Genomic DNA, 12492 nt, shown 5'->3' with positions numbered 1-12492 from the left:
AAAAGTGATTTGTTTAGTTTTTGTCAGAGCAGTATTAAACCACAAAAAATATATTAATGAAAACCATTATCATTTGCGTTATCGGTGTTTAACTTAACTTTTGGAGACTTTATATGGTTGCTAAAGCGAACGAGGTTATCGAGTTCTGGTTCAATGAGCTGACGCCAAAGCAATGGTTCGTCAAAAGTGACGAGCTGGATAAATCGATTAAGAAGCGGTTTTCTTCCACCCTGGAAGCCGCTGAAAAAGGGGAGCTTTGGCATTGGCGTGGGACTGAAAAAGGGCGTTTAGCCGAAATTATTGTACTCGATCAATTTTCGCGCAATATCTATCGGGATACGCCGAAAGCCTTTGCACAGGACGCCATAGCTTTGGTGCTGGCGCAAGAAGCTGTAGCTCAGTGTGCAGACAAATCCTTAGAGCCCCATGAAAAGTCTTTTTTATACATGCCCTATATGCACAGTGAGTCGAAGTTGATTCACAAGCAGGCTATTGAGCTTTTCGACCAACCAGGCCTTGAAAACAACTATGAGTTTGAAGTGAAACATAAAGAAATTATTGATCGTTTTGGTCGTTACCCGCACCGAAATGCCATATTAGGTCGTGAATCCACCTCTGAAGAGGAAGACTTCCTTAAGCAACCGGGATCCAGTTTTTAACTTTGTCGCCAGATTTAGCCTTTTGCTCTCAAATTTTCACCGTGAGCGCTTTCTGTAAGGTAAACTGCGAAAAATTTTGAGAAGGGATAACTCCGTCAATGAAGACTTTCAAGCTCGCGTTTCTTTCTGTGGTTGTTTCAGGTGCTTTGTTTAACTCTGCGCAGGTAGCTGCACACGATGGTATTGAACGAATATTAGTTTCTGGGCATCAGGCGAATTTGCTGGGGCAGGCCATGTCGGCTTCTGAAGGTGTGCTGGGGCAAGCTGAAATAGAAATTCGACCTATGTTGCGCACCGGCGAGTTAATGGAACTGATTCCGGGAATGAGTGCGACTCAGCACAGTGGCAGCGGCAAAGCGAACCAGTACTTTTTACGTGGCTTCAACCTCGACCACGGAACTGATTTCGCCACTTATGTTGATGGTATGCCGGTTAATATGCCAACTCATGGACACGGTCACGGCTATACCGATATTAACTTTCTGATTCCTGAGCTGATTGAACAGGTGACCTATCAGAAAGGTTCTTATCACGGCGACGTGGGCGACTTTTCCAGTGCCGGTAGCGTGGGTTTTAGTACCCAGATGAAGCGGAAAAAAGGCCTTGCAAAAGTGAGCCTGGGTGAAGACGCTTACCAGCGGGTTTTGCTGGCTGACAGCGTTTCTCAGAACAGTACTAACACGACATTATACGGGCTTGAGTACCAGACTTATGATGGCCCCTGGACGGATATTGACGAGGACGTTGATAAAATCAATGCGGTAGTACGTCACAGCATCCGTACTTCTGAGGGCGTTCTTACTTTCGGAGCTATGGGTTACGAAAACGAGTGGAACAGTGCTGACCAAATTCCTGCACGAGCGGTTAATCAGGGTATTATTGACGAGCTGGGTTCAATTGATGACAGCTTAGGCGGTAAAACCCACCGCTACAGCGTTAATGCCATTTATACAACTGCCGATTACGCGCTAACCGCCTATGTTATCGACTACGAGTTGTCGTTATTCTCAAACTTCACGTATTACCTTGATGATCCTGTGCTGGGCGACCAGTTTGAACAAGTTGATGACAGAAAAATTTACGGAGCATCGGGTAGCTGGCATCCGGATGACAACCTGACTCTGGGCTTCTCGACCCGCTACGACGACATTGGCGAAGTCGGCCTGCACAAGTCGCAACAACGTGAAAGGCTTGGAACGGTAAGAAGCGACAAGGTTAACGAATGGAGTACCGGCGTTTATGCCAGTTACGACTATCAGTGGACCAGCAGGCTGAGAACCAACCTTTCATTGCGCTATGACTACTTTGATTTTGACGTTAACTCCTTAGTTGATACCAATATCTATAACGTGGCACTTGCTCCGAACAGCGGTCAAACTTCGGATGACCTTTGGTCTTTTAAAGGAAGTGCGAACTACTTATTAACTGACGACGCGGAGTTGTATCTGTCAGCCGGGCAGGGTTTTCATTCTAACGATGCAAGAGGCACGGTGACAAGTGTTGACCCGAATAATGGGGACGCTGTTGATTCGGTTGATCCGTTGGTCAGAACCTTTGGTTACGAAGTTGGCGTGCGCTGGCGGCCTAGTGCGAAATTTAACAGTTCACTGGCGCTGTGGTCATTAGAGCAAGACAGCGAATTATTGTTTGTGGGAGACGCCGGTAATACAGAAGCCAGCCGTCCATCAAAACGACACGGCATCGAACTGGCTGCTTATTACAATTACAGTGACCAGCTAAGTTTTGACCTTGAATACGCCTATACCGATGCTGAGTTTGATGATAGCAATGTGCTTGAACAGGAAATACCCGGTGCTATGGAAGACATTCTTCAACTGGGCGTGACAAAACGCTTTGATGACAACTGGTTTTCAACGGTTCGTCTACGCTATTTAGGAGAGCGCCCGTTGGTTGAAGATAATTCAGAGCGTTCCGACAGCTCGACGGTTGTAAACTTTATGCTGGGTAAAAAGTGGAACGCATGGGCGGTAAACTTAAAGGTTCTTAATGTGTTTGACAGCAATGATCATGACATAGACTACTTTTACGCATCGCGGTTGCCGGGCGAGCCGGCAACCGGTGTGGAAGACTTGCATTATCATGTGATGGAGCCAAGAACCGTTCGCTTTGAACTGTCGTACGAGTTTTAAACCTCACTTTATATTTTCAATCAGCTGTGAAAGCGAGCTTACGGTAATAGTAGGCTCGACTCCCCATGGGTCAAACTGAGCCTCTTTAGTCCGTTTTACCCAGGCGGTTTTCCAGCCAGCGGCGTTAGCCCCAATAATGTCAAAACTGTTACTGGAGATAAGCCAGGTGCTATCAGCCTGACCGTCCGTTTTATCAAGAAAGTATTGATAAACTTCCGGGTCAGGCTTGAAGCTCTTAATGTCTTTGCAGCTTATAACCTCATTAAAATAGCTGCTTAATTCGGTTTTCTCCAGTAACCCGGAAACGGCCTCCTGGCTGCCGTTGGAAAAAGCAAAGCAACCCATGCCAGATAAGCTCAACTTGCTAAGCGCCGCCCTGGCATCATCAAATGCGGGTAGATGCGTATAGGTATCGAGCAAGTCTTCTTTTTGCTCTTCATTTAAAGGTGAACCGTATTCGTTGTTGGTAAACTCCAGGGCTTCCTTAGTGCAAATTGCAAAGTCCTGATACTGCCGCATAAGTCCGCGACGAAACGAATACTCTAATTGCTTATCACGCCAACGACCGGAAAAACTCTCTGCTTTGTCTGTGCCAAGGTATGAACTTAATGTTGAAACCACACCTTGTGCGTCGATAAGCGTGCCATAAACGTCAAAAGCTAAATTCGTCAAAACTACACTCCAGCTACTTAAAATACAGGTTCTTCTTCTACGAAAAAAATACGGATTTAGCTCGCTTTAATTTGTTTGAGTATGTCATCGACCAGGTACCTTTAGTGAAGTTGTTTTTATGGATGTTCACAAGGTGAAAGATAAAGCCAGAAACTTCTGGTTTGGTGTTACCATTAGCTTCTAAATTGTCGGCAGGTAAGGCATTATTATTCAGTGCCTTACCTGTTCTGAACTCTCTGGATAGAAGATATGGACATCAAAACGTTTGCAAAGGAACTGTGGTTATTTGGTGTAAAACAAGCTTACGCCTGTGTTTTCGGTGGTTTTTTACTGGCACTCATGTTGATAACCAAGTTCTGGTATCCGCTGGAAGCATTACATCGTTACGATTTCATTTTCCTGGCCGCCATCGGCTTTCAAATTCTTCTTCTAGTCTTCAGGCTTGAGACTCTGCGTGAATGCGTTGTCATTCTGGTGTTCCATATTGTAGCAACGATTATGGAGTTGTTTAAAACCTCAGACGCAATAGGTGCCTGGGTTTATCCGGAAGATTATGTCTTTGGTATTGCCAACGTGCCTCTATTTACAGGGTTCATGTATAGTGCCGTTGGAAGTTATATTGCCCGGGTCTGGCGCATCTTCGAATTTGAATACTCTTATTATCCGCCCAAGAGCCTCACTTTGGTGTTAGTAACTCTGGTTTATATCAACTTTTTTAGTCACCACTATATTTGGGATATGCGCTGGGTTTTACTGGCTTTTACATTCTTTCTGTTTTATCGGACAGCTATTTATTACAAAATCAACAGCACACATCGTAGTATGCCTATTTTACTGGGATGGTTCCTGGTTGCGCTATTTATCTGGTTTGCTGAAAATATTGCCACTTATGCCAATATCTGGATTTATCCGAACCAGTCTGGCGAGTGGCAAATGGTGCCGCTTGCCAAATTAAGCTCCTGGTTTTTATTAATGCTACTGAGCTTCGTATTAGTGGCTTCAATTAATAGAATTAAAATACGCAGAAGAAACGAAGCGATATAAACAGACCACAAAGGAAGTGCCATGAGGTTTTCCATTTCTCATATTATGGCTGGGGCGACAGCGGTTTTTGTTGGTTACAGCAGTGCGGTTGTTTTAATTCTGGAAGCCGTAAAAGCCTCAATGGCTCGGTTGAGTTGCAGAGTTCCTGGTTGCTCGCCTTAGGTTTAGCTATGGGGCTAAGCAGTATTCTTCTCTCGTGGCGGTACAAAGCCCCGATACTGACGGCATGGTCTACACCGGGTGTTGCCCTGCTCATTATAGCCCTTGCCGGTGTTTCAGTCGCCGAGGCGGTCGGCATTTTCATTTTTTCATCGGGTTTAATTTTACTTAGTGGCCTAAGCGGTATTTCTGACCGGCTATTAAAATACATTCCGGTCGAAATAGCGGCTGCTATATTGGCCGGCATTTTACTTAAGTTTGTGTTGGCTTTAGTTCCGGCCTTTGATAATCAGCCTTTAATTACTGCAACTTTAGTCATTGTTTATTTTGTGATGCGGAAGCTGACACCTAAGCTGGTTTTTTTCTGGGTGTTGCTGGCTGCAGTGGGCTTGCCGGTGCTGACAAAGCAGTTTGATGCAAGCCAGTTGATTGTCTCCGCCCCCGATTGGGTCTGGGTATGGCCTGAGTTTAACTTCTCTTTACTGGTTGGAGTTGGGATTCCTTTATATGTTGTCACTATGGTTTCCCAGAACCTGCCGGGCATTATGATGCTGCGCAGTAATGGCTATGCGGTGCCACTGTCGCCGCTGTTACGGGTGACCGGATTATTCGGTGTCATTATGGCTCCGCTTGGGGCTTTCGCAATAAACCTGGCCGCAATTACCGCCGCTATTTGTCAAACCGCAGATGCCGATACCGATCGTAGTCAGCGTTACAAAGCAGCTATGGCGGCCGGCGTCTTCTATATCATTGCCGGGCTTGCCGGGTCATTAATTGTTGGGTTGTTTCTGGCTTTACCAACCGAAGCGACATCGGCTCTGGCTGGCTTAGCTTTGTTACCGGTGCTTGCTGTTAATTTCCGCCAGGCATTTAGTCATGAAGAGACTTTGCTGGCTTCGGTTATGGCTTTTATTGTTACAGCATCCGGCATCAATTTCTTAGGTATTAACAGTTCATTCTGGGGCTTATTAATTGGTTTGGCCGGTTATTATTTTCTGAGTAATGTAAGCAGGGAAAAGTAGATGAAAAAATTTATGTTATTAAGTGTATTCATATTATCTGGTGCAGCATTTGGAGATACGCTGACAACAGAACACTATATTGTTGAAATTGAGCGTCACTGTCAGGAAGGCTCTGTCACATGCGATAACGTGAGTTATGTCGGAGTCTCGAAAATATCAGGTAACCGCATAGAACTTAAAGGCAAAACACTGCATTCACTTTGTGCTGACGGAGTGACTCCTTGCCGTTTTCAGGGATATCAATTCAAAAACGGAAATACGACTTATAAAGTTTTTGAATCAGGTTTGCTTCAGGTTATTCAAAATAATGAGACTGTATTGGTGGAAGAACAGGGCGACTGGTCATATTAAGTAATCACCTAATTGAGTTATCAGTGTAAAGAATCTGTTAAGGCCTGAGGACTGTATTGAGCCAAAATTTAATACTGCTTATCATATGACTTTATTCATATTCATTTATAAATTTTAAGGAAGCTTATGTTAGGGCGTCTATCATTCGTGGCTTTTTCAGCTCTTCTTGTTGTAGCTTGTTCTGAAAGCGGCCCTCCAAAGACCTTATCGTTTAACCCCGATGACGGTGAGCAGCGACGGTATCAAATGTACTCGGATACCAACATCAAGGTTGAGAGTAAGCATTACGGCAACCGTTCAGAAAGACTCAAAACTATGATGTTACTGGACTATGAAGTGTCCGATAAACCGGATATCTACAGTATAAGAATGAGACCCCAGTATATGAGGATGGAATTTCCTCAGGGTGATTTCACGAGCTTTGAAGATGACGGTCGTGGAAGTTCTGGCGATAGCATTCGGAAAATGATGGATGCCGGGTTCACGGTTGATATTGATAAAGACACCAGTGCAATGGTGGACTTTACTATTCATGAAGAGCCTGAGGACTTCCGCAAGCAGGGAATAGACCCTTTGCAGGAAATATTAAATGATGAGTTGGGGCGCCCGGGTTTTATTAATGACTTAAAAGTTGAAAAAGGCGCGACTCAGGTTTTAGAACTCAAAAGTCCTTTACCTGAAATTACCTTTACGGTTGAAGACTTTACTGACAGCACGGTGACCTTATCTGCTTCAGGTGAAAATAATGAGGCAAAAGTGTTCGGCTACGTTGTGCTGGAACGTGACACTGGCTGGACTCAGCGTTTAACCATGATTATGGATATGCCTCTTCCTGAAGAAGCTGCGGTATCTGATGGCTCAATGCGAATGGTGACGTCAATTTTCCCTGAAGACTGGCTGTATGGTCAGAACCTCGAGCATTTAGGTTATGACGAGCCTTTTACCATCGATAATACAGACTTTAGCGAACTTAACTCAAACAACAAAGCGACCGATGCAGAAGTATTAGCTAATGACTCAGGAAAAATGGATTTTTACGGCGGTCGTATTTCTTTGACATATAGCCATCCCGGGGTAAGTTTTGAAAGTATGGGCTCGATGTCGATAAAAGTGAAAGACCTTATCGCTAAAGATAGTAAAGGGGATGCTCTTGATATTAAGCTTCATGAAAACGGGGTTTTCACCTATACAGACAGTCGTAACGAAAAATCAGAAACGTTAATACATTTACTCCCTTTGGGCTGGACAGATGTCGTTGATGATCTTGAGCAAATGACATCAATAGAAGCGACTCTGGAACGCTATGAAACAAGCTATGAAATTGTTGAGTTTCCAATAGATAAAGACGGCTCGAGCATAGAAATGCATGGCGCTAAAGCGATTTTGACTCCCACTAAAAAGGACAAAGAGTTTGAACTGAAATTAACAGCCACTAATGACTCTTATTTCGATAGTCAGATAAATGGGGTTAGCCGGGCAGTTTTAAATTACGACACAGATGCATCGGCACCTAACTGGGTATCTAGTGCAGAGAGCCGCGCTTTAGCTATTGCCAAACGAGGCGACTATGCGGTAACTCTGAGAATAGCTTTTGAGGACGAATTGCCTGAGACAATTGAACTTAAATTCAACCGTGTTACAGACAATAAAACTTCTGAGAAGAAAATTGTTTTTTATGATGAAGAAACGCTTAGAAGTGATACCTCAATTGCCCCGGTTGATACCGTTCCTTTGTTCAAGTCGGATGAGATGGCAGTCTCAGTTAATGACCGGGATCTTGAGTTCTCGACATCGACATTGGATGAATTAGAGCCTACCAGTTTTGACCGAGCTCAGCTGTACTTAACTCTAAGCCCTGAACAGGCGGGTGTTTGTGAGTTGAATACCGAGGCTAAAAGTAAGGGAAATAAACACAAGCGGGTCATGAGAGAAAACGCTGATCCCAATAGACGTAATGTTGTTTCGCATTTAAAAATGCCGAAAAAAGTGGTCTATCAATTAATGACAGACGATGGTGTGCAGCGTTTTTTTTATGATACTGAAGTAGCCTTAGAGCTTCGTTGTGACGGGCAGCCGGAATGGCAGCCAGTCGATATTGCCTTAGGTGAAAAGAGCTGGATGATTCCGGTTGAATCTTTGCTGGGGGAAGACTGGGACGAACAGCAAGCTGAAGTTGCTATGAGTGAGTTCTTAAGAAAATATCGTTTTTTGAACGCCAAAGGAAAGGCGTTAGCAGTCTTGCCGCAGAACGATGGAGGCTATTCTGTCGACTACTTAAATTCAGAGTTTAGTGAATTTGTGTCCGATGACGGTTTTTTACGTATTGGTGGGCGAGTAGACAAAGTTGAGCAACTTATTGCTAAAGGTGACCCGGTAACAAAAGAATGGACTCACCAACTGCCCCCTATGCCTGATTTTGAATCTTTACAGGAGGCCAATTAATGACTTTCAGTAAAGTACTTTTTGCTATCGCTTCCAGTTTAATTGTGTCTAATGCCTTTGCATTTTCTGCCGAGCAAAATGGTCAGAATAATGAAGTGCCGAAAACAGTGGCTGAAGCTGAGAAGTCAATTAAATGGCTGGATGATGAATTACAGCCAACAGATGACAGAAGTGAAGCCGAATATTTATTAGATAAAGTAGAAAAAACAGACGACGGTTTTCGCCTGTATATCAACTACATTGATGGCGGGCCTTATTATGAAACCGGTGCTGATTCCCTTAATTTTGCTGAGGCCATAGCGATTGGGCCGTATAAAACCTACTTTGAATCTGGTGTTTTAAGATCGGAAGGTCAGCGGGATACTAATGGTGAACAGCAAGGTGAAACCACCGTTTACTCCAAAAATGGTCATAAAAAACGTGAGATGACCTATAAAGATGGTGAGCTCAATGGACCTTACAGAACTTATGCGTCGACAGGTTACTTATTGACCGAAAAAACCATGAAAGACGGTGAACGTAATGGTTTGATGCGTCATTATTATGAAAATGGTCAGGTTAAGTATGAAGCTGAATATAAAGATGATGTTGAGCAAGGAATAGGAAAACGTTGGGACTTTGAAGGGAATTTGGTTAAAGAATCCTTTTATAAGGACGGTGTGCTCAATGGTTTGTCAACGGACTATTATGAGGATGGTTCGGTTAAACGAACGCAAGAATATAAAAATCGTAAACGAGTAGGCGAAACTAAGCTGTATTACGAGAACGGCGAGCTAAGGCAATATGAAAAGCGTAACGATGATGGAAAGCTGCTTACATCCCGTAGCTATGATGAAAGCGGTCAGTTAACACGCTCAATGGAACATGTTGAAACCGCTGAGCATGGTTTAGTCGAAGAGAAAAAATGGTACAACGACTCGGAGCAACTGACTCGCTTAAATCGTCAAGCTGTTGATAATAGCTGGCGGTTAAACGAAAGCTATGACGAAGATGGAAACGTGCGAGACCGCCGCGAGTTTAAAGGCTACGATCTGCATGGCCTTTATATTTCCCGATATGGAAATGGTCTGGAAAAAGTTCGTTTCGTTGAAGGTAAACGGCATGGGCCTTATACGATAACGGATAAAGACGGAAAGGTTACGACGTCCGGTGAATACGACCATGGTAAGAAAGTCGGTGAATGGGTTTCAAAAGACAGCTACGGTGAGATAAACGAGCATTACGACCAAGAGGGTAAGCTTGATGGTGTCCGTGAAGTCTATGGTGAAAATGGTGATTTGCGTTTACGCGAGCACTATAAAGACGACTTGTTAGACGGGACTTATCAGGAATACGCCGACGGTGAAATCGTTGTTGAAGGCAAGTATGTCGAAGGGAAACGCGAGGGAGAGTGGCAAGTTGCTCTTGGCTATGCGCCTTATGAAATATCCCGGGGAAGCTATGAAAACGGCGTTAAAGTAGGGGAGTGGCGTACTTACTCTCCACAAGGTTACTTGCGTGGCGTTGAGTCATTCGATAGTGAAGGCTACCTGGACGGTATTGTTGTCAACTTCACTGATGAAGGCGCGTTATACAATATCAGCGAGTATAAGAGAGACAGGCGACATGGAAAAAGCTGGTCTTATACTCAGTCAGGGCAACCGTTTTCAATCTCGGTTTACGAGGATGGCCGGTTGAAAGAGGAGCGCTTTGAGGATGAATTTGAACTGAGTGAATTCCCTTAAACGAAAGCTTATTAACCTTGATTAATACGTGTTGGCAGCGTGAAAACAGCTGCCAACACATTAATATTCGAAGTTAACTCAAGTTTTAGTTCTTTCCCTGAGTACTCTGAATATTTTCGGCAGTAAGCTCTACAATACGCTGCCGCGCTTCAGGTGATGTCCAGGCGTTGTGAGGCGTGACAATCAGGTTTAATCCTTCGTTCATCGCATCCAACAAGGGGTTGCCATCTTTAGGTGGTTCCTGAGGCAAAACATCAGCGGCAACACCGCCAATTTTTCCCGCTCGTAGCGCTTCGGTTACATCCTGTTCATTGATAACACCACCTCGGGCATTATTAATAATCAGAGCGTCTTTTTTACAAAGTTCGAGATTATCTGCGTTAAGCAAATTTTTGGTGTCATTCGTTAACGGACAGTGAAAAGAGATAACGTCTGCAGAAGGTAGTAGCTCATTTAGTGATGGACGCGGGTCATCTTTCTTTCCGGGGCGTGCTGAGAACTCAACGTGCATCCCCAAAGCTTCTGCCATAGTTTTAACCTCCTGGCCGAGCTCACCAGAACCAACAATAACTAGCTTCTTGCCGGCCAGTTGAATAATGGATGGGTCTAACAGGCAGAACATGGAGGAACTTTGCCAGTCACCGGCGGCAACGCGTTTTTGCATAACGGGTTGCTTAGTCGCCAGCGAAAGCATCATCATCAAAGTATGCTGAACCACGCTTTGTGTACCGTAAGCCTCAACATTTCTAACCGGAATATTCAGCTTTTCTGCTGCAGCTAAGTCGATATTGTTCATTCCCGTGGCTAACACGCAAATTAGCTTTAACTGTTCAGCGGACTCAAGGGCCTGTTCATTAATAACGACTTTATTTGTGATAACAATTTCAGCATCGTTAATTCGCTCATTAAGCTGTTCGGTCGTTGTTGAATCATATAAAACCAGTTCGTCGACGGACTTTTCAATAGCGGAGAGATCAATTCCCTTGCCCAGGGTTTCTGCATCGAGTATGACAGCTTTCATTAATTACCTCTTAATGGCGTCTTTATTTGCATAGGAGCTAAGCATCTTAGCAGAAATTATAAAAGCGCATTTAGTTAAGCTTAATTTTTTAGCGCCATTTACACTCATAAAATGAGTCTGTTAAGGGCTGGTTTTACAAATATTAACTGGTACCGAAAAGACCGAAGCATTAAACTGGACACCTATTTTTAACTAATTCCTATGTTGATTGCCGTGCTCTATCAGAAAAACAACAAAGCCCTTATTGAATTGCTAAAGCGCACTGAAACGCAGGCGCATAACAGCCGTACCCGAGAGAATCTCGACGCGGTTATTGATGACTTGAAAGGTTTTTCCGGAAGCTACCAGTTTAATATGAAAGCTTACTGGATAGCTTTTGCCGTGTTTTTGTTAGCAACTGCCGCATTAACTTACTGGGACTGGTCTCAGTGGCAACGCTTTCAGCAAAGTACCTGGATTATTCTGGCCGTAGGTAGTGTTTTAACTTTGGTTGCCGGAATAACTGCTTTTTACCCGGGCAGGCTGATGGCAAAGGCGTCGCATGCTTTACTGCAACGCGATGGTTTACTGGACAACGACTTGTCGCCCGCTGTATTTGAAAGCAGAGCCGCATCAAATGAGTTCCAGCAGCGCTTCAGTGATTTTAATCGGGGGAATTACAAACGTGAAATTCGTGCGCTTTATGATGGAAGCTACAGTGGCAGCGAATATTCGTTTCAGTATCAGTATTATCACTTTCACTATGTTGATGAGCGGATTGTCACTGAAACCTATACGGACAGCAAAGGTGAGGTAAGAACACGCAGAAAGAAAGTGTACGATCATTATGATCGCTACGGGCTTATTTTGCCTTTTGGCTTGTTACGCAATGTTGCTGTTGTAGGTTTTGGCCTTCCGGGGGCAGGAAAAGCCACTTATAAGCCAGCTTCCAACCGTTTTAACAAAGAATTTAAAGTGGTTGCAGCCAGTGAATTAGAAGCTGCAAAAGCGATGAAACCAACCGTGGTTATCGCTTTTGAAGAGTTCTCTGAGGTATTATCGCAAGTGAATTTCGAGGTGAATGACGCCGGTGACTTGTGTCTTTCGTTTGCGGATAAAGACCTTATTGCTACAACGAAAGAGGCTAAGATATGCGACTATGAGGCATTTATTGAAGCCTTGGATGGCGAGCAGGAGTTTGCAAAATTAAAGACATCGCTTGATTTTATCCACTATGTAATGACCAAACTGGACAGTAACTTTTAGGAG

10 protein-coding genes are annotated in these 12492 nt (G+C 44.1%); 8 read left to right on the top strand and 2 right to left on the bottom strand.

The features are described from left to right. Nucleotides 1-113: 113 nt before the first annotated feature. Nucleotides 114-659 carry a DUF924 family protein gene (locus IL_RS08070; RefSeq protein ID WP_011234819.1) on the top strand — a complete coding sequence of 182 codons (546 nt, stop codon included), beginning with the start codon at nt 114-116 and terminating at the stop codon, nt 657-659. 98 nt (nt 660-757) lie between these two features. After that, on the top strand, nt 758-2809 hold the full coding sequence (locus tag IL_RS08065; RefSeq protein WP_011234818.1) for a TonB-dependent receptor: 2052 nt from the start codon (nt 758-760) through the stop codon (nt 2807-2809). A gap of 3 nt (nt 2810-2812) precedes the next feature. Here IL_RS08065 and IL_RS08060 read toward each other — a convergent pair whose 3' ends face one another. After that, nucleotides 2813-3481, bottom strand: coding sequence for a haloacid dehalogenase type II (locus IL_RS08060; protein ID WP_011234817.1), 669 nt, complete (start codon nt 3479-3481; stop codon nt 2813-2815). 249 nt (nt 3482-3730) lie between these two features. On the opposite strand from IL_RS08060, the gene IL_RS08055 reads away from it, so the two are divergent. The 5 genes from IL_RS08055 (at nt 3731) to IL_RS08035 (ending at nt 10223) form a co-directional block, all read left to right on the top strand. Then, nucleotides 3731-4525, top strand: a complete 795-nt coding sequence (locus IL_RS08055) for a DUF817 domain-containing protein (RefSeq protein ID WP_011234816.1) — start codon at nt 3731-3733, stop codon at nt 4523-4525. 134 nt (nt 4526-4659) lie between these two features. Continuing rightward, complete coding sequence (locus IL_RS08050) at nt 4660-5706, top strand: benzoate/H(+) symporter BenE family transporter (protein ID WP_231378579.1); 1047 nt, start codon at nt 4660-4662, stop codon at nt 5704-5706. Beyond that, on the top strand, nt 5707-6057 hold the full coding sequence (locus IL_RS08045; RefSeq protein ID WP_011234814.1) for a hypothetical protein: 351 nt from the start codon (nt 5707-5709) through the stop codon (nt 6055-6057). Between the two features lie 126 nt (nt 6058-6183). Next, on the top strand, nt 6184-8499 hold the full coding sequence (locus IL_RS08040) for a hypothetical protein (RefSeq protein WP_011234813.1): 2316 nt from the start codon (nt 6184-6186) through the stop codon (nt 8497-8499). Next, nucleotides 8499-10223: a toxin-antitoxin system YwqK family antitoxin gene (locus IL_RS08035; protein WP_011234812.1), complete on the top strand. Its 1725-nt coding sequence runs from the start codon at nt 8499-8501 to the stop codon at nt 10221-10223. The genes IL_RS08040 and IL_RS08035 overlap by 1 nt, the downstream gene beginning before the upstream one ends. 85 nt (nt 10224-10308) lie before the next feature. On the opposite strand, the gene IL_RS08030 is transcribed toward IL_RS08035, so the two are convergent. Further along, entirely contained in the window at nt 10309-11244 is a 936-nt protein-coding gene (locus IL_RS08030; RefSeq protein WP_011234811.1) for a D-2-hydroxyacid dehydrogenase, read from the bottom strand. Nucleotides 11245-11445: 201 nt separating this feature from the next. On the opposite strand from IL_RS08030, the gene IL_RS08025 reads away from it, so the two are divergent. After that, the gene (locus tag IL_RS08025) at nt 11446-12489 is read left to right on the top strand and encodes a hypothetical protein (protein ID WP_011234810.1); all 1044 of its coding nucleotides are present in this window, start codon (nt 11446-11448) and stop codon (nt 12487-12489) included. The last annotated feature ends 3 nt before the right edge of the window (nt 12490-12492 follow it).

It is taken from the genome of Idiomarina loihiensis L2TR, from assembly GCF_000008465.1.
GTDB classification, from domain to species: Bacteria; Pseudomonadota; Gammaproteobacteria; order Enterobacterales; family Alteromonadaceae; genus Idiomarina; species Idiomarina loihiensis.
This window is presented reverse-complemented; position numbering and strand designations above follow the sequence as displayed.

Bases quoted from the DNA above. Each gene is read 5' to 3' on its own strand.
- IL_RS08070 (WP_011234819.1), top strand. From the start codon at position 114: ATGGTTGCTAAAGCGAACGAGGTTATCGAGTTCTGGTTCAATGAGCTG.
- IL_RS08065 (WP_011234818.1), top strand. From the start codon at position 758: ATGAAGACTTTCAAGCTCGCGTTTCTTTCTGTGGTTGTTTCAGGTGCT.
- IL_RS08055 (WP_011234816.1), top strand. From the start codon at position 3,731: ATGGACATCAAAACGTTTGCAAAGGAACTGTGGTTATTTGGTGTAAAA.
- IL_RS08045 (WP_011234814.1), top strand. From the start codon at position 5,707: ATGAAAAAATTTATGTTATTAAGTGTATTCATATTATCTGGTGCAGCA.
- IL_RS08040 (WP_011234813.1), top strand. From the start codon at position 6,184: ATGTTAGGGCGTCTATCATTCGTGGCTTTTTCAGCTCTTCTTGTTGTA.
- IL_RS08035 (WP_011234812.1), top strand. From the start codon at position 8,499: ATGACTTTCAGTAAAGTACTTTTTGCTATCGCTTCCAGTTTAATTGTG.
- IL_RS08030 (WP_011234811.1), bottom strand. From the start codon at position 11,244: ATGAAAGCTGTCATACTCGATGCAGAAACCCTGGGCAAGGGAATTGAT.
- IL_RS08025 (WP_011234810.1), top strand. From the start codon at position 11,446: ATGTTGATTGCCGTGCTCTATCAGAAAAACAACAAAGCCCTTATTGAA.